The following is a 17514-nucleotide window of genomic DNA, read 5'->3' as shown; positions in this document are numbered from 1 at the left end:
CCTACTTGGCATCCTCCGGAAAGACCAGCTGATCGGGATGAAACCTCACACCGTTACCTCCGGCGGGCTTGACGCCAACAACCGGAAAGAACCGCCGAATAGTGTCGCGCTGCTTACCAACATCCTTAGAATTCAAGAATGCATCTGCGTCATCTATAGGCAGCGGCTTAGGCTTCACCTTCTGCTCTTTCTTCAGAGAAGCGATTTTCGCTTGAGCATCCTGACGAATATCGGCGAGAGTGACGATGTCGATCGCGTCATCCTTGAAAGCCTTCACCGCGTCGTCAATCTTACGCTGTTGGCGACGTATCTCATCCCCGGTCGTATCTACAACTTTCTCAACCACAACAGGCAGGCGCTTAATTGCCCTGTAAGTCAGATCTAGAAAAAAGGACTCTAGCGCGCGAGCACTTCTAGAGACCCTTCCGCAACCACCGCGCGAAATCTGGCAATGGTAGTTAGGAATAACAACCTTAGATCCATCTTTGCGCTTCTTACCGCTAGGCTTCCATCCGTGTGACATCCTAGTGCCACATTCAGCACAGACGAGAATCCCCGCCAAAAGATATTTTGGCCCATGATCGGCCGAAAACGACTTGTTTTTCGCCAGTATCGCGGCAACTTCGTAGTGCTCGTCCTCGGTAAATATCCGTGGCCATTCACCCCTGGCGACAACTTCTCCCTTGGGGATAACTTTCCCTTCAATTTCAATGTCTCGCGTAAATACGCGCAATCCAGCATAGGCAGGGTTCCGCAACAGCCTACCCAAGTCCGCAACAAGGTAGGGTTTGCCGTTCGGCTTAACGATACCCTGCTCTTTCATTTCTTTGACAATTCCCGACAATGACCGTCCAGCAACCACCTTTGCGCGAGCACGCCGAAGCATCTTAGCTTCTTCCCAATCTATTGCGGTATACCCGCGCGTGTAACCAATCCGCTTTACACGACTAGCCGGGGGCATACCTTGGATAGCCCGGAATTCCTTCCGACCTCGCTGCCGATGACCAATAATCTTAGCCTCAGAACGCGCCAAAACGGCCATAATGCCGGTCGTCAGGTCATCTTTAATTTCACGGCCATCCGAAGAAAAAGTCCGAACCTTAGACAGCTCGGTGATTACATGGTACTCCTCAAGAACGGAGGACTCCCTACGACTGAGCCTGTCCTGATCTCGCACAATAATGAAGCGTCCAGACAACGCGCCAGACATAACATCCGACATGAGGTGGTCATAGCCTGGACGCTCGATATCTTTCGAGCCTGACTTATCGTCATCGTAGTAGACGCCTTCAATGCCCACCGATGTGTCAAGCCGCAGACCCGCCCCTCGTGCATACTGCAAACATCGGAGTACCTGGGTGGCGAAGTCGTCTCCAATGGACTTGCGGAAATAGAACACGCAAGGCTGGCGGGACATGTCGCCATCAACCAGGTAGGCCCTGTCCCCCGACAGGGCCTCAGGGAAGATGTCCTCTGTCCTCTTCGGACGCTGGCTGCTGCTGGTCATCTCGACTCCCGTCCCACCCTGACGGTACCGCGTCAGGTGTGTGTCCTGGGAGTGAACACGAGCAATTGTGGCTGACGATTCCGTCGGCGATGAAATCGCCGGTGCCGGTGGTGATGTCGTAGAGGCGACGGCCGTCCAGGCGCTCGATGCTCGTCACGGTCAGGTTCGCGGCCGGCACGAGCTCGCCGTCCACGGCGAGCCGGCTGGCCATCGCCGGGTCGACCGTCTGCCGGAAACGCAGCCGCTCGGCCAGATCCGCGTGCAGCACGACCGCCCGCCGGTTCTCGGTGACGCTGTGCTCGAAGTCGAGTTCCTTGAGCGCCAGGCTGATCGCGTCCAGCAGCCGCGCGTCGCGGGTGAAAATCCTGACCACGCCGTCGGAAACGCTGCCGCGGGCGTCGAAGATGCCGGCCAGCAGGCCCTTGTGCCAGTCCAGGCCGGGGGCCAGCGGCAACTCGTCGGGCACGGCCGAGGTGCCCAGCTCGGACAGGTAGCGTTCGGTGCGGTCGATGCCCTCGGCCCCGGCCAGCGCCACGCGGAAGCCCTGCGTGCCACCACCCTGGACCATGCCGCAGAGATAACCCCGTTGGTAGCTCTCGGTTTCCTCCGGCGGTAAGGCGAAAGCCCCGGTTCCGACCAGCTCCGTGCCGACCGTCAGGTGTGGCCGCATCGGGCCGGTGACGTGCCGCCAGCCGTCCGCGGTGAGGAAACGGTGGTCGCCGCTGGCGACGATCTCCGTGCCGTCGTGCAGGGTGATCCGGTAGGCGCGCTTGGCGGTGCGCCAGTGCGCCAGCACCTTCGTGCGCACGTACCGCCGCTCGCCGCCGACCACGTTCGTGCCGACGATGTCGTCGCCGACCTCCAGGCGCGCCAACGTTTTCGTGCTGCCGTCGGCCAGCAGCACAGGCGTTTCCCCGTCCAGGCAGTAGACACAGCCGTGCGTGCAGCCGCGATAGGGGTTGACCGTCCAGCTGAACGGCATGGGCGAGCCGCCCGGCACCCGGTTGAGCACGCTCTTGGCCCGCACCTCATGGAAGACCACGCCCGCGAACTCCGGCGAGCGCACCGACCTGACAAGTCCAGACAGTCCCAGCAGCGCCGGTTCGTCCCGGTCCACCCGTTGCTCGTCCCATCGCACCCCAGCAGTCGAACACATGTTCGATCGAACGTCAACCGAATCGGCGTTCGGAGCAACCGATCAGGTGGTTGCGGAGTCAGCCAGGACGTGGATGACCGCACCCGCGTTGGCCCCGAGACCGAGACCGGTCAGGATGTGGCGGTGAGCCATGGGCACGGGCACAACCACGGACCGGCGGCGCCGGCGTCGGCACGCGTACGCCGGCTGGTGGTCGGCCTGCTGCTGCCGCTCGCCGTGCTGACGATCGTCGGCGCCGTGCTGCTGTATCCCTGGGGCAAGCACACCGCCGCCGGCAACGCCGTGGACGGGCCCGCCATCACCGAGCACGCCGTCGTCACGAAGGTCGTGGCCAGCAACTGCGGCGGCGGTGGCAACGGCGGCGGCGCCAAGCAGTGCGAGTCCGTCACCGTGCAGCTGGACAACCAGGCGACCATCACCGAGCCGATGCCGATCGAGCCGTCCACGCCGCGGTTCTCCGTCGGCGACAAGGTGGTGCTCGGCTACAACGGCGGCGACCCGAACGACCCCGGCTCGTACCAGCTGCTCGACTTCCAGCGCGGATTCCCGTTGGCACTGCTGGGGGTGCTGTTCGCCGCCGCGGTGCTCATCCTCGGCCGGATGCAGGGCCTGAAGGCGCTCGGCGCGCTGGTGCTCACCTTCGTGGTGATCGTCCTTTTCGTACTGCCCGCGATGCTCGCCGGAAAGGACCCGCTGTCGGTCGGCGTCGTCGGGGCCGCGCTGATCATGTTCATGGTGCTGTACCTGACCCACGGCCTGTCCGCGCGCACGTCCACCGCCGTGGTCGGCACGCTGGTCAGCCTCGGCCTGATCGGCGTGCTCGGCTGGCTGTTCTCCGCCGTCGCCAACCTCACCGGCCTCGACGAGGACACCGCCAACCTGATCACCGTGCTCGGCCACGGCATCGACGCCCGCGGGCTGCTGCTGGCCGGCATCGTCATCGGCTCCGTCGGCGTGCTGGACGACGTCACCGTCACGCAGACCAGCGCGGTGTGGGAGTTGCGGCGGGCCAATCCCAAGCTCGGCTGGCGCGAGCTCTATGCCGCCGGCCTGCGCATCGGCCGCGACCACATGTCGTCGTCGGTCAACACCCTCGTGATGGCCTACGCCGGCGCCGCCCTGCCGCTGCTGCTCGCCTACGCCGCCAGCGGCCGGGGCGTCTCCGACGTCCTCACCGCCGAGACCGTCGCCCAGGAGCTCGTGCGGACCCTGGTCGGCAGCATCGGCCTCGTCGCGTCCGTGCCGATCACCACGGTCCTGGCGGCGCTGATCGCCCGCCAGGAGAAGATCCCCGTCCCGGAGATCGTCGAGCCGGAACCCGAGCCGGAGCCGGCAGACCCGGCGCCGGTCCGCAAGCGCGTCGACCAGGACGAGATGCCCACCGAGCAGTTCCGGGGCGTCGCCGAGCAGGAACCGACTCGCCGCCAGCGTCCGCCGGAGAACGGCCGGCGCCGCGAGCCGTCGACACAGCGCCGGCCCGACGAAGCCCGGCGCCGCGAACCACCGCCACGCCGAGAACAACCGCACCGTGAGCCACCCGCTCAGCAACCACGTCGCGAGCCGCAGCCCCGGCAACGCCAGGAGCCGCCGCGCCGGCAGCCGCCGCCCGACGTCCGCGAGCAGCACACGCAGGTGTCGCCGCGCCGCGGGCAGCTTCCTCCCCCACAGCCCCGGCAACGCCGGTCACCGATTCCCCCGGAGCCGCCGCGCTACCGCGGCCCCGAGCTGCCAGGCGGCCATCCCTCCGCCCCGCCGGATCTCCGACGCCCGATCACGCCGCCGGAGATCGCCGCCGACGACCCGCCTCGGCACTGACGCGATCAGACGGGCGGCTGGCAGACCACGAGCCGGCGCATGAGATGTGCGTTGTCCCGGTTGGCCGACGCTCGCCGACGGGCTCTCCGTGCCGACTCCGAGGAGGAGGCGGTCACGATCGCCAACGAGTCGGAATACGGCCTCGTGTGCGGCATCTCCACCGGCGACATGGCACGGGCGTTCCGCGTCGCCCGCCGGATCGAGAGTTCAGCTCGGCCAAGATGATCCGGTATCCGTCGGGACTCGGCGCGACGCGCTCGTGGCGCGCCGCCACCGACGTCGTCGGAGCCGAGTGCGATGGCGGTTCGGGAGTCAGGTGAGCTTCTTCGCCATGTCCTCGGCGGCCGTGATCACGACGTCCGGGCGGTCGACGGGAATGTCGTGGGAGCTGTTCTGTGCGACGACCAGGTTCCGGTTCGGCGCGGCGGCGGCGAAGTGTGCCTGGGCGTCGCGCCACAGCTGCGCGTCGTCGGGCGTGTCGAACGGCGTCTTGGCCGACACGATGACGGTGGCCGGGATCGAGGTCGGCCAGGACAGCTGGTGGTAGGCGCGGTGCACGTCGCCGTAGTCGCTCGCGACGGCCAGGAGTTGGCGGGTCTGCTTGGTGGACGGCTGCTTCTTCAGCTCGTCGACCTGTTCCTGGTTAGCGGCCTCGATCCTGGCCACTTCGGCGTCTGTGTACAAGTCGGGCAGACTGGCGTCCACCAGCACGGCGCCCGTGACCCAGTGCGGATTCTTGTTCACGAAACAGGTGGCGATCTCACCGGCGAGCGAGTGGGAAACCAGTATGACGTCGTGGGTGGCGCCCAGTTGGGTGAGGCCGGCTTCCAGGTCCGACACCGCGTCCTGCGCCTTCCACGGTCCGGACACCTCGTCGCTGGCACCCGACCCGGCGCGATCGTAGGTGATGATCTCCGCCCCCGTGTCGTGGGCCAGTTTGGGCGCGATGTCCCTCCAGTAGGAGGAATCGAGGCCGCCGCCGGCGTCCAGCACGATCGCCGGAAGGTGACCCGGCGTGAGATGGAACGCCAGCTTGTGGCCGTTGTTGGAGACCGTCCGGAGGGTGGGATCGGGGGCTGCCGCGGGCGAACCCGTCGTACTGGGCGCGGTCGAGGACGCCGTGGCCGGCGGGCTCACCGAGTCCGCGTCGCACGCGGCGAGGGAGCCGAGGAGAACCGTGCCGGCGGCGAGGGCCGCCGCGCCGCGGCGAACGCATCGGGGACGGGAGGCGTTTTCGGTCATGCCGGAACCCTATTTTCATTTCCAGGGCACGATCGATGGTGCTGCCCCTCATACCCGGAGTGGGTCCAGGCCCACCACGGACCATTTTTGGATTGCGAGTCGGCATTTCGTGCATTGTTCGACACCCTGAACTTCGTCACCGACGCGGTACGAGCCCGCGCGGTGGCACAGGCCGTCACCGGCCGGGTGGTCTCCCTCGCGTTCCTGCCACGCCGGTTCCGCTCGGGGTGCCCGTCGCGTTCGGGGCCGGCCCGATGCCCAACGCCGGCACGGGCGCTTACCGACGTTCTGGTCGTCAACGCCCACCACGTGGCCTTGACGCACATCGACGCCGTCGCACCCGAGGCGGTGGACGTGAGGTCTTCGGTCCTCGGATGCGACGGGCTGTCGGTGGTGACGTCAGTGTGCTTGGGCGGGTGAGGATGTGTGCGGCTGGCCGCCGTGGGTGTGGAGGTTGGCGGCGGCCACGAGCGCGGAGATTCCGGAGACGATGCTGAACAGTCCGAAGACCTGGGCGAGGACCACGGCGCCGACGTCCGGTCGGAACGCCAGGACCACGGCGAAGGCGAGCGACACCAGGCCCGTCAATGCGAGCATTGCTCGCTGGCCGGCGGTTTCGCCGCGGCCGAAAGCCAGGACGACTTCAGCGATCCCGGCGATGAACGCCCAGACCGCGACCATGATGACGAGGACCAACGCCGTGAGGCCGGGCCAGACGATGGCCAGGACACCTGCGGCGATGTTGATCACGGCGAGCAGCAGGCGTCCGACAACCGGCCCAGCGCGGCGGGACGCGGTCATGAGGGCCAGTTCCATACCGGCGTTGAGGAACGCGTACACGGCGAACATCAGGACGAACGCGCCGATCGTGATGCCCGGCCAGGCAACCGCGACGATGCCGATGACGATGGCGAGGATGCCTCTCCACATGAGGCCTGTGCTGGTGCTGAATCTCATCTTCTCCTCCATGCCGAACAAGGATCAGGGAGGTCGATGCGTGCGTGTTCGATCAGAACGAAGCCGAGGTCAGTGCTGCGCGGCGAGTTCGTCGGCCTCGACCCGACTGACGGCGGCCTCGATGATGGCGTATTCGGCCTGGTCGAGGGCGTAGAGCGCGAAGTCGACCGCGACGACGGCGTCCTGCTCGGCGTCGTCCGCGCGGTGCTCGGCCCGCCGGATGTCCCGCTCGACCTTGTGTTGTCGGGCCTTGGCCCGCATGTCGGCGAAGTGGCCGTCCAGGGTGGTCCGCAGCTCGACCCACTTCGTCTCGACATCCGTGCGTGCCTTCGCCATGCGCTCGCCGACATCGGCATTCTGGTCGTCGACCGCGGACTTCAACGTGTCCAGCCGCGCCCGCAGTCGTTCCCGATCCTGCGTTACGGCGGCGTCGACGACGTCCTCGGTCCTCTTCGCACGTACGGACAGCTCTCCGAGTTCATCCGAGAGTCGGTTCATCACAGAATTCTCCTTCCCAGCGGTCCTTTCCGTCACTGGTCTTATTCCACTGTGGACGTTGATCGCCTCGCGTCGGCGTTGTCACGCCTACCATCGACCCACCCGCACCCGGCTGTGCAGAGCCGAAAGTCCCAGAGACCTGAGGGCCAATGCCCGCCCTCGCTGTGGCGGCGACCTCATGTCGGCCAGCACGGCCTCGTCGTCCAGCGCGCAGCGCGGTGGCGATGGCCGGTGGCGCCCCGCTCGGGGTGCTGCGCCTGCCACCCGTCCGCTGCCGGCTTCGCCCACGGGCTGCCCCCGCTGGCCGCGAACAGGTGGAGTCGGCGGTCGGACGGGGCGACTGATCCAGCCCGTCTCGATCCCACGCCGGACTTTCGGCCTCTGGTAGGCGGTTCGTTGGCCCCTGGCGGCCGGCGTTGCGGGATGCAAGCCTCGCGCAACGCACTGTTGGTGGGCATCGCCGGTCGCGGGAGGTGCGTGTCGGTGACAACGGCAGGGACGAGCGGGCCACACGACCGGGTCACCCGCGAGTCGGAGCAGGGCGGCTTGTGGCGACGCCCTCGTCACGACCGAGCGCCGATACCACCGTGGCGGGTGGAGGGACTCGACGACGGGCACGGGCAGCAGCTGCTGGTCGGCTTCGGCCCGACGTTGCTGTTCATCGGTCTGATGGTGTGGCTGTGGCGGCGCGCCGGGGCCGGCGGCGGCTTGGATATTCCGCGGGGCCACGCGCTGGGCTTGACGTTCCGGGCGCCGGAGGCCGACCGGTACAACTACCCCAGCCGCTACCTGCGCGGACGTATCGTCGAGGCGCGGGCGCGGCGCGGCCGCGCCGCCGAAGAGGTCGTGTATGCCGATGTGACCACCCGCGCCGAGAGCGACCTCGACCAGGTCAGCAACCTCGCCCGGCAGATGGTCGGCCGGTGGGGGATGTCCGAGGCGATCGACCCCCGGACCGTACTGCCCCCACCCGGGCAGCAATCGCCGCTGGGGATCGATGGCGTCGCCCCGGCCACCAGGGAACTGGTCGACCAGGAGGTCCGCGACATCGTCGAGGAGTGCCACCACGAGGCCGTGGCCACTCTGACCGAACACCGCGAGCAGTTGGACGCCCTCGCCCGCACTCTGCTCGACCGGGAAACCCTCAACGAGGACGAGGCGTACGCCGCGGCCGGTATCACCCGCGAGAACGCGCCGGCGGCCCGGGCACGCGGCGAGGCTCCAGGCACGTCACGGGCCCCGGGAATGCCGCCGGTCGCCGCGGCTGTGCCTTCGGACGACCACGGATCGGTCCGGCGATGACCATTCCAAGGAGGCACAGGCACCCGTGAGCGCGCGTGGCCGTGAGCCGACCCACCGTCCGGCGGTGCTCGTCGTGAATACCCGCTCGGGCGGCGGAAAGGTCAGCAGGTTTCGGTTGATCGAGCGGGCCGAGCGGCTGGGGGCGCAGGTCACGGTGATCGGCGAGGGGCAGAGCGCGTCGTCACTCGCTCAGGCGGCGATCGAGCAGGGGGCGGAGGTGCTGGGGGTGGCGGGCGGCGACGGGACCGTGTCTGCGGTCGCGGCCGTGGCCGCTGCCACCGGCCACCCGTTGCTGGTGATCCCGGCGGGGACCCGCAATCACTTCGCCCGCGACCTCGGCCTGGACATCAGGAACCCGGCGCGGGCGTTGCCAGCCCTGCTGCACGCGGATTCCGCTCGAGTCGACCTGGGCGTGGTCGGTTCGCGCGTCTTCGTCAACAACGTCTCGTTTGGAATTTACGCCGAGGCGCTGCTGGAGCCCGGGTACCGCGAAGCCAAGGCACGCACCTTGGCGTCGATCGCGCCTGCGTACATCGAGGGGCAGCACCGGGTCGAGGCGACCGTGGACACGCCGTGGGAAGCGATCGACTTCCCCCAGGTGGTCCTGGTGTCCAACAATCCCTACCAGCTGTCCCCGCCGCGACGCGTCGGCTGCCGGTTCGCCCTGGACACGGGGCTGCTCGGTGCTCTGGTGATCAAGCGTCCGCCCGAGCCGCCGGACCTGCTGCCGACCCTGCACCGGGCGCTGCGGCAGCAGGCAGGCGCGGACCCGGCCGAGACCGGAGTGATCACCTGGTCGGCGCCGCAGGTCGTGCTGCACGGCGCGGTCCCTCGCCTGCCGGCCGGAATCGACGGTGAGCCGATCGAGCTCTCGCTGCCCGTCCGGTGCGAGATTCGGCCAGGGGCGCTGCGGGTGCTGGTGCCGAAACGACGCACCGGAGTCCGAAGAAGGCTCACGCGACCGGCCGACTTCGGTGTCGGTGGCTGAGGGCCAACCGGGGGAGGTGATGGGTCGTGGGCGGTGATCGCATCTCGTCCAAGCAGGTCTTTCGATGGGCCGCGGCGGGCACGCTCGGTGTGCTGGTGGTGTTCGTCTGCGCGTACGCCATGTACGTCGTGCGCGACATCCTGCTCCTCGTCCTGGTCGCGCTCTTCCTGGCGATCAGCCTCGATCCGGTGGTGCGGTGGCTGACCCGGCGGAAGATTCCCCGTGCGGCAGCCGTGGCGATCGTGTTCGTCGTGGCCATCGCGCTCACCGCCGCGTTCATCTGGTCGACAGTTCCGCCGCTCGTCGAACAAGGTGACCGGCTCGTCCACGATTTCCCGGCCTACCTGCGCAGGCTGTCGGACAACTCGACCGCCGTCCGCGAAGTCATCGACCGGTACCAACTCGGCGAGCGGCTCGGTTCCCTGATCTCCGGTGTGTCCGCGACCCTGGCGAACGGGGCGGTGGGGTTCTTCCAGGGCTTCGTCGGCACCCTCGGGTCCACGGTCACGGTGCTCGTGCTGACGATCTACTTCAGCGCCGACATGCCCCGCATCCGCGACAGGTTGGTTCAGCTGGCGCCTCGTCCCCGGCGCCGGCGGGTCGCCGCCATCGTCGAGGTCATGGTGGACAAGGTCGGCAGCTACATGATCGGAAACCTGTTCATCTCGGCGATCGCGGGCACCGCTGCCTTCGTCTGCCTGGTCGTGCTGGGGGTGCCGTTCGCGCTGCCGTTGGCCGTCTCAGTGGCGGTCCTGGACCTGGTTCCGATGGTCGGTGCGACGCTCGGCGCGGTGATCTGTGTCCTGGTCGCGTTGTTCACCGTCGGACTGTGGCCGGGCGCGGTCCTGCTGGTGGTGTTCTTCATCGTCTACCAGCAGGTGGAGAACTACGTGCTGACACCCCGGGTGTTCCGCGGAACTGTCAACATGCCCGCGGGCGCGGTGTTGCTGGTCGCGCTGATCGGTGCCTCGCTGCTCGGCCTGGTCGGAGCGGTGATGGCGATACCGGTCGCGGCGACGGTGAAGGTGGCCCTGTCCTCGGTGGTGCCCGGAGTCGGCGACGAGGGAGCGAAGTGAGCGGGCCACCACGCCGCCTGCGATCGGGGCGTCCACCCTGCCCCGGGTGACCACGACCACCGCGTGGCTGTTCGCCCGGTCGAGCCCGGCGCAGCACACCCAGCGCGGTGGCATCAGCTGTACGAGTCGGACACGACCTCGACCGACGGTCGGACGGCGGGCGCGCAGCCGGCGGGGGCGGCCGAGACCCCCGCCTGCGCGCTCGAAGCGATCGGTGCGGCGACGATCAGCCGTGCCTTCACTTGCCGCCCAGGGCCCTTTCCTCCGGCTTGATCGTGTCGGCCTTGAGGTGCACCAGCGACGTGTAGCCGGCGGCCTCCAGCCGGCCGAGCTGCGCACCGAACTTGCCGGAGCGGGGCTGCACGGCGGCGGTCCGGCCGCCCTCACGCACGTCACGGGCGACGCGCAGGGCGGTGGCCAGCGGCACGTCGGACTCGAACAGGACGACGACGCTGTCCTGGCGGGGCAGCTCGCCGAGCATGTCGACGATCCGCTCGAAGCCGATGGAGAAGCCGCACGCGGGCACGTCCTTGCCCAGCGACCGGCCGATGAGCCGGTCGTAGCGGCCGCCACCGGCCAGCGAGTAGGACACCGAGGGGTGGCCGACCTCGAAGATCTGCCCGGTGTAGTAGCCCATGCCGCGCACCAGCGTCGGGTCGAACTCCCAGGTGAGCCCGGACAGCTCGTCCAGGCAGCCGGCGACGGTGCCCAGGTCGGCGACAACGTTCTCGTCCAGCGACGGCACGGTGTCCGAGAGGGTGTCCGCGACCTTGTCGGCGGCCAGCCCGGTCAGGCCCTCGATCAGCTCGCGGGCGGCGTCCACCGCCTCGGCCGGCAGGTCACGGCCGGTGAGCTCGGCGCGCACGCCGTCCCACCCGATCTTGTCGAGCTTGTCCAGGCCGATGAAGAACGTGGACCAGGACGACTCGTCCAGCCCGACGGCGGCGGCCAGCGCGGACAGGTAGCGGCGGTCGGACAGCCGCACGGAGGTGCCGGACAGCCCGACTCCGGCCAGCGCCGCCGCGGTCGCCTCGATCAGCTCGACCTCGGCCAGCACCGACGGCTCGCCGATCATGTCGATGTCGCACTGGTAGAACTGCCGGTAGCGGCCCTTGGCCGGCCGCTCGGCCCGCCAGACCGGCCCGAACTGGAAGGCCCGGAACGGTGTCGGCAGCACCGCCTGGTTGTTGCCGTAGAACCGGGTCAGCGGCACCGTCAGGTCGAAGCGCAGGCCGAGGTCGATCAGCTCGGACAGCGGCGTGTCGGCCTCGACCACGTTCGGCAGGCCGCGGCGCAGCACCTGGAACAGCAGCTTCTCGTTCTCGCCGCCCTGGCCGCCGGTGAGCCGGTTGATGTCCTCCAGCGCCGGCGTCTCGATGCGCTGGTAGCCGAAGCGGTGGTAGACCTCCGTGATCGTCGCGAGCACGTGGTCACGGGTGGCCACGGCCGACGGGAGCAGGTCACGGGTGCCCCTCGCGGGGCTGTTGTCCATCTTCACGGTGTCGGTCCTCAGCGAGTGGTTTACGAGTCGAGCGTGGCCACGAAGCGGGTCACGGCGTCGGTCTGGATGCGTTGGGCCAGCTTGCCGCCGGGCACGGCCGCGGCCAACTGATATAGCGGACGGCCGGGCGCGCCCTCGCCGCGCGCCTCGGCGCGCAGCTGGGCCACCAGCAGCTCGGCGAACACCAGCAGGCCGGGCTCGCCCGCGCCGGACAGGCCGTCGGCGAGCTTGCGCAGCGCCAGCACGCCCAGTTCGCGGCCGGCGGCGGCAGCGTACGTGGCGAGGGCGATGTTGATCGTCCGGCCCTTCGGCGCGCCGGTGACGAGCAACCCGATCGTGCGGGTGCCCCGCACGTCCGTGATCATCACGTCCACGCCGGTGAGGCCGTGCAGGTCCACGGTCCGGGTGCCCAGCGCCCGCACCGACACCGCCGAGCCCTCCAGCCACACCCGGCGGCGGGCCTCCACCACGGCCAGCAGGATCAGCGGCACCGCCACCACGACGGCGGCGATCCCGCCGGCGACCAGGCCGCCGAGCAGCGCGACGACCTCGCCGATCACCAGGCCCAGCACGAGGGCCGCGACCACGACGAAGCGGGCGCGCCTGCGCACCACCGCCACGTCCAGCAGGTCAAGCGGGATGCGCTCGGGCACGCGGTCACATCCCCCGTCGCGGCGCGGCCGGCCGATCGTCGAGACCGACCAGGAACGGATTGCCGGCGCGCTCCCGGCCGATCGTGCTGCTGGGCCCGTGACCCGGCAGCACCACGGTGTCGTCCGGCAGGGTCAACACCTTGTGCCGCAACGACTCCAGCATCGCGGCGTGATCACCGCCGGGCAGGTCGGTGCGGCCGATCGAGCCGGCGAACAGGGTGTCGCCGGACAGCACCAGCCGGCCGCCCTCCCCCGTGCCGGCGCGGAACATCACCGAACCGCCGGTGTGGCCGGGGGTGTGGTCCACGAGCAGGCTCAGGCCGGCCAGGTCCAGCGTCACGCCGTCGGCCAGCTCGCGGACCTCGGACGGCTCGCGCATCGCCAGCTGGCCGCCGAAGAACGCGGCCGTCTCCCGGCTGACGCCCTTGAGCGGGTCGGACAGCATGTCCCGGTCGTCCGGGTGGATCCAGGCCGGCACGTCGTTGCCGTCGCACACCGGCGTGACCGAGAACGCATGATCGAAGTGGCCGTGCGTGAGCAGCACCGCGACCGGTGACAGCCGGTGCTTGCGCAGCGCCTCGGCGATCGGCTCGACGGCGTCCTGACCAGGGTCGACGACGACGCACGCCTCGCCCTCGCCGGACGCGAGCAGGTAGCAGTTGGCCTGGAGGGCGCCGGTCGGGAACCCGACGACGAGCACGGGCGGAACCTCCATCTGCGGGCGGATCGACCAGGGGATCCTACCGGGCGGGGGGCACCACACAGCGGTCACACCCCGTCGTCCTACACTCGCGGCAGTCTTGTCGTCACTGAACCCGGGGAGAGCGCAGGTGCCGAGCAACGAACAGCGCCGCGAGGCCGCGAAGCGGAAGTTGGAGCGGCAGCTCGTTCGTCGAGCTCAGCGGGCACGCCGGCGCCGCATCACCAGCGTGTCGGTGACGGCCGCGGTGGTGATCCTGGTCGCCGGCGGCGTGTGGTGGATGGTGACCTACTCGGGCAACACCTCCAGCGCCGCCGACCAGTCGTCGAGCACCACGCCGACCACGACGGCGCCGATCACCATCCCCACCAAGCTGGCCCCCGCGCCGAAGCGGCCCACGCCGCTGCCGGCCACGGAGAACTGCACGTACACCAAGAGCGGTGACGCGGCCAAGCCGAACAACCTGCCCAACGGCGCCAACATCTCCAGCCAGGGCACGGTGTCGGTGACGCTGAAGACCAACGACGGCGACATCCCGCTGACGCTGGACCGCTCGCTAGCGCCGTGCGCGGTGAACAGCTTCGTCAGCCTGTCCACCCAGGGCTACTACGACAACACCAGCTGCCACCGGCTCAGCACGCAGGGCCTCCAGATGCTCCAGTGCGGCGACCCGAAGGGCGACGGCTCCGGCGGCCCCGGCTACAAGTTCGACGACGAGGTGTGGACGGGCCTGACCTACGGCCGCGGCTACCTCGCGATGGCCAACTCCGGCCCGAACACCAACGGCAGCCAGTTCTTCCTGGTGTACGGCGACGCGCAGCTGGACCCGAGCTACACGGTGTTCGGCACCATCTCCGAGGCCGGCCTGAAGGTGATCGACGACATCGCCCGCGCCGGCGACGACGGCGCCTTCGCCCAGGTCGGCGGCGGTCACCCGAACAAGAAGGTGACCATCACCAAGGCCCAGGTCGCGGCCTGATCGGCACGGAGAAAGGGACCTCGCCGTCCGGCGGGGTCCCTTTTTCGCGTCTGGTTCAGGAGGCCGAGGTGACCCGGTAGACGTCGTAGACGCCCTCGACACCACGGACCACCTTGAGCACGTGGCCGAGGTGCTTGGGGTCGCCCATCTCGAACGAGAAACGGCTCACCGCCACCCGGTCCTTGGACGTCTGCACCGACGCCGACAGGATGTTGACCTTCTCGTCGGCCAGCACCTTGGTGATGTCGGACAGCAGCCGGTGCCGGTCCAGCGCCTCCACCTGGATGGCCACCAGGAACAGCGAGGACGAGTTCGGCGCCCACTCCACGTCCACGAGACGTTCCGGCGAGGCCAGCAGCTCGGTGGCGTTGGTGCAGTCGGTGCGGTGCACGGACACGCCGCCGCCGCGGGTCACGAAGCCCATGATGTCGTCGCCGGGCACCGGGGTGCAGCAGCGGGCCAGCTTCACCCAGACGTCGCTGGCGTCCTTGACGACCACGCCCGGGTCGCCGGGCGCGCGCCGCCGGACGGCGGTGGACGGGGTGGAGCGCTCGGCCAGCTCCTCCTCCGCGTGGTCGACGCCGCCGAGCAGCGCCACCAGCCGCTGCACCAGGTGCCGGCCGGAGACCTGCCCCTCGCCGACCGCCCGGTACAGCGCGCTCACGTCGGCCAGCCGCAGCTCCCGGGCCAGCGCGCCCATCGAGTCGGCGGTGACCAGCCGCTGGATCGGCAGCCCGACCCGGCGCACCTCCTTGGCGATCGACTCCTTGCCGGCCTCGATCGCCTCCTCGCGGCGCTCCTTGGCGAACCACTGCTTGATCTTGGCGCGGGCCCGCGGCGAGGCGGCGAAGGCCAGCCAGTCCCGGCTCGGCCCGGCGCCCTCGGCCTTCGAGGTGAAGATCTCGACGACCTCGCCGTTCTCCAGCTTGCGCTCCAGCGCCACCAGCCGGCCGTTCACCCGCGCGCCGATGCAGCGGTTGCCGACCTCGGTGTGCACGGCGTAGGCGAAGTCCACCGGCGTCGAGCCGGCCGGCAGCGTCTCCACGTCGCCCTTGGGCGTGAAGACGAAGATCTCGCGGGCGGCCAGGTCGTAGCGCAGGGCCTCGAGGAACTCGCCGGGGTCGGCGGCCTCCCGCTGCCAGTCCAGCAGCTGCCGCATCCAGGCCATCTCGTCGACCTCGACGCCGCGGCCGGAGTGCGTCCCCTTGGTCTCCTTGTACCGCCAGTGCGCGGCGATGCCGTACTCGGCGGTGCGGTGCATGTCGTGGGTGCGGATCTGCACCTCGAGCGGCTTGCCGTCCGGGCCGATCACGGTGGTGTGCAGCGACTGGTACACGCCGAACCGGGGCTGCGCGATGTAGTCCTTGAACCGGCCGGGCATCGGCTGCCAGAGCGCGTGCACCACGCCCATCGCGGCGTAGCAGTCGCGCACGTCGTCCACCATGATGCGCACACCGACCAGGTCGTGGATGTCGTCGAAGTCGCGGCCCCGCACGATCATCTTCTGGTTGATCGAGTAGTAGTGCTTGGGCCGGCCCTCGACCTTGGCCGTGATGCGCGAGGACTCCAGCTGGCTGTTCAGCTCGTCGACGACCTTGCGCAGGTAGGTGTCGCGGGACGGGGCGCGGTTGGCCACCAGCCGCACGATCTCGTCGTACTTCTTGGGCTGGAGGATGGCGAAGGCCAGGTCCTCCAGCTCCCACTTCACGGTGGCCATGCCCAGCCGGTGGGCCAGCGGGGCCAGCACCTCGAGCGTCTCGCGGGCCTTGCGGGCCTGCTTCTCCGGCGGCAGGAAGCGCATCGTGCGCATGTTGTGCAGCCGGTCCGCGAGCTTGATCACCAGGACGCGGGGGTCGCGGGCCATCGCGATGACCATCTTGCGGATGGTCTCGGCCTCGGCCGCCGCGCCCAGCTTGACCTTGTCCAGCTTGGTGACGCCGTCGACCAGGTGCGCCACCTCGTCGCCGAAGTCCTCGCTGAGCAGGTCCAGCGAGTAGTCGGTGTCCTCCACGGTGTCGTGCAGCAGCGCCGCGACCAGCGTGGTGGTGTCCATGCCCAGCTCGGCGAGGATGGTGGCGACGGCCAGCGGGTGCGTGATGTACGGGTCGCCGGACTTGCGCCGCTGACTGCGGTGCTTCTCCTCGGCGACGTCGTAGGCGTACTGGAGCAGGCCCAGGTCGGCCTTCGGGTGCAGCTCCCGGTGCACCGCGGCCAGCGGCTCCAGCACCTGCTTGACGGGGGCCGCACGCTGCGCGGTGATGCGGCGGGCCAGGCGCGCGCGAACCCTACGCGTCGCCGAGGGTGGCCGTGCGGTCACCGGCTGTGGCGATGCTGTGGGTTCGACGTCTTGGCTCAACCACACTCCCGGTGCTGCTCGGGTGGACCGTTGTTGCACCGAGGATAACTCTGGATCGAGCCGGACGATTCCACACCGCGACAAGCGTGCCGCTCGACACGGTGAACGCCGGATCGACTTCGCCCGCACTAGTCACCGCAGGTCGCTCCCCTGAACCGAACCAACCCCCGCGAGTCGCGCTCTGGAGCACACCGAATGCAGGTTTCGGGCACATGTGCCCGAAACCTGCATTCGGTGTGTCTGAGAGCGCGACTCGCGGGGGTTCAGGCCGTCAGGAGAGCGGTGATGTCCAGGCCGGGGAGGCGGTCGCGGGCCTTCAGGGCGGCCAGCTCCAGGATCACGGACACGCCGGCCACCACGCCGCCGGCGTGCTCGACCAACTCCTGGGTGGCCGCGACGGTGCCGCCGGTGGCGAGCACGTCGTCCACGATGACCACCCGCTCGCCGGACCGGATGGTGTCCTCCGGAAGCTCCAGGGTGGCGGTGCCGTACTCCAGCGAGTAGCTGACCCGGTGCCGCACGACCGGCAGCTTGCCGGGCTTGCGCACGGTCGCCAGGCCCAGGCCGGCGGCATAGGCCACCGCGGCGCCGAGGATGAAGCCGCGCGCCTCGATGCCGACGACGGCGTCGGTGCCCGCCGGCAGCCCGGCGACCAGCGCGTCGGTCAGGACGCGGAAGGCCGCCGGGTCGGCGAGCACCGGGCTGATGTCACGGAACAGCACGCCGGGCTCGGGGAAGTCGGGGACCTCCCGGATGAGCCCGAGCGCGCCGTCGATTGTGGTGC

General features: G+C 69.2%; 16 protein-coding genes. 6 read left to right on the top strand and 10 right to left on the bottom strand.

Translation table 11 applies throughout. The annotated features are described in order from the left end of the window. Window position 1: 1 nt before the first annotated feature. On the bottom strand, window positions 2-1507 hold the full coding sequence (locus BCF44_RS23915) for a recombinase family protein (protein WP_116176592.1): 1506 nt from the start codon (window positions 1505-1507) through the stop codon (window positions 2-4). Beyond that, complete coding sequence (locus BCF44_RS23910; RefSeq protein ID WP_246015477.1) at window positions 1458-2624, bottom strand: LAGLIDADG family homing endonuclease; 1167 nt, start codon at window positions 2622-2624, stop codon at window positions 1458-1460. The genes BCF44_RS23915 and BCF44_RS23910 overlap by 50 nt, the downstream gene beginning before the upstream one ends. A 162-nt stretch (window positions 2625-2786) precedes the next feature. On the opposite strand from BCF44_RS23910, the gene BCF44_RS23905 reads away from it, so the two are divergent. Continuing rightward, window positions 2787-4478 (top strand): YibE/F family protein, encoded by a 1692-nt coding sequence (locus tag BCF44_RS23905; RefSeq protein WP_246015475.1) that lies wholly within the window; start codon window positions 2787-2789, stop codon window positions 4476-4478. Window positions 4479-4517: 39 nt separating this feature from the next. Then, on the top strand, window positions 4518-4703 hold the full coding sequence (locus tag BCF44_RS58615; RefSeq protein WP_116176589.1) for an aldehyde dehydrogenase family protein: 186 nt from the start codon (window positions 4518-4520) through the stop codon (window positions 4701-4703). 87 nt (window positions 4704-4790) lie between these two features. On the opposite strand, the gene BCF44_RS23895 is transcribed toward BCF44_RS58615, so the two are convergent. The 3 genes from BCF44_RS23895 to BCF44_RS55620 form a co-directional block, all read right to left on the bottom strand. Continuing rightward, window positions 4791-5720, bottom strand: a complete 930-nt coding sequence (locus BCF44_RS23895) for an alpha/beta fold hydrolase (RefSeq protein ID WP_116176588.1) — start codon at window positions 5718-5720, stop codon at window positions 4791-4793. A 399-nt stretch (window positions 5721-6119) separates the two neighbouring features. Further along, window positions 6120-6650, bottom strand: a complete 531-nt coding sequence (locus tag BCF44_RS23890; RefSeq protein WP_211353197.1) for an HdeD family acid-resistance protein — start codon at window positions 6648-6650, stop codon at window positions 6120-6122. A gap of 96 nt (window positions 6651-6746) precedes the next feature. Further along, window positions 6747-7175: a hypothetical protein gene (locus BCF44_RS55620; protein ID WP_170217707.1), complete on the bottom strand. Its 429-nt coding sequence runs from the start codon at window positions 7173-7175 to the stop codon at window positions 6747-6749. A gap of 594 nt (window positions 7176-7769) precedes the next feature. On the opposite strand from BCF44_RS55620, the gene BCF44_RS23880 reads away from it, so the two are divergent. The 3 genes from BCF44_RS23880 to BCF44_RS23870 all read left to right on the top strand — a co-directional run bounded on the left by BCF44_RS23880 (window position 7770) and on the right by BCF44_RS23870 (window position 10541). Then, window positions 7770-8477 (top strand): ATP-dependent metallopeptidase FtsH/Yme1/Tma family protein, encoded by a 708-nt coding sequence (locus tag BCF44_RS23880; protein ID WP_211353196.1) that lies wholly within the window; start codon window positions 7770-7772, stop codon window positions 8475-8477. A 64-nt stretch (window positions 8478-8541) separates the two neighbouring features. Continuing rightward, a complete protein-coding gene (locus BCF44_RS23875; protein WP_211353195.1) occupies window positions 8542-9465 on the top strand; it encodes a diacylglycerol/lipid kinase family protein in 924 nt (307 codons plus the stop codon). A gap of 26 nt (window positions 9466-9491) precedes the next feature. Then, complete coding sequence (locus BCF44_RS23870; protein ID WP_116176585.1) at window positions 9492-10541, top strand: AI-2E family transporter; 1050 nt, start codon at window positions 9492-9494, stop codon at window positions 10539-10541. A gap of 238 nt (window positions 10542-10779) precedes the next feature. Here the strand turns inward: BCF44_RS23870 and hisS are convergent, their stop codons facing one another. Genes hisS through BCF44_RS23855 form a run of 3 tightly spaced genes read right to left on the bottom strand, consistent with a single transcriptional unit; the run spans window position 10780 to window position 13395 of the window. Then, a complete protein-coding gene (gene hisS, locus BCF44_RS23865) occupies window positions 10780-12033 on the bottom strand; it encodes a histidine--tRNA ligase (RefSeq protein ID WP_116176879.1) in 1254 nt (417 codons plus the stop codon). Between the two features lie 29 nt (window positions 12034-12062). Then, window positions 12063-12695, bottom strand: a complete 633-nt coding sequence (locus BCF44_RS23860; protein WP_116176584.1) for a hypothetical protein — start codon at window positions 12693-12695, stop codon at window positions 12063-12065. Between the two features lie 4 nt (window positions 12696-12699). After that, the gene (locus tag BCF44_RS23855) at window positions 12700-13395 is read right to left on the bottom strand and encodes an MBL fold metallo-hydrolase (RefSeq protein ID WP_116176878.1); all 696 of its coding nucleotides are present in this window, start codon (window positions 13393-13395) and stop codon (window positions 12700-12702) included. 130 nt (window positions 13396-13525) lie between these two features. Between BCF44_RS23855 and BCF44_RS23850 the strand changes: the two genes are divergently transcribed. Beyond that, window positions 13526-14374 (top strand): peptidylprolyl isomerase, encoded by an 849-nt coding sequence (locus tag BCF44_RS23850; RefSeq protein WP_116176583.1) that lies wholly within the window; start codon window positions 13526-13528, stop codon window positions 14372-14374. Between the two features lie 55 nt (window positions 14375-14429). Here the strand turns inward: BCF44_RS23850 and BCF44_RS23845 are convergent, their stop codons facing one another. Then, the gene (locus tag BCF44_RS23845; protein ID WP_116176877.1) at window positions 14430-16730 is read right to left on the bottom strand and encodes a RelA/SpoT family protein; all 2301 of its coding nucleotides are present in this window, start codon (window positions 16728-16730) and stop codon (window positions 14430-14432) included. 263 nt (window positions 16731-16993) lie between these two features. Further along, window positions 16994-17485: an adenine phosphoribosyltransferase gene (locus tag BCF44_RS23840; RefSeq protein ID WP_116176582.1), complete on the bottom strand. Its 492-nt coding sequence runs from the start codon at window positions 17483-17485 to the stop codon at window positions 16994-16996. Window positions 17486-17514 lie beyond the last annotated feature (29 nt).

The sequence above is a fragment of the Kutzneria buriramensis genome (assembly GCF_003387475.1).
In the GTDB taxonomy this organism is placed as follows: Bacteria; Actinomycetota; Actinomycetes; order Mycobacteriales; family Pseudonocardiaceae; genus Kutzneria; species Kutzneria buriramensis.
This window is presented reverse-complemented; position numbering and strand designations above follow the sequence as displayed.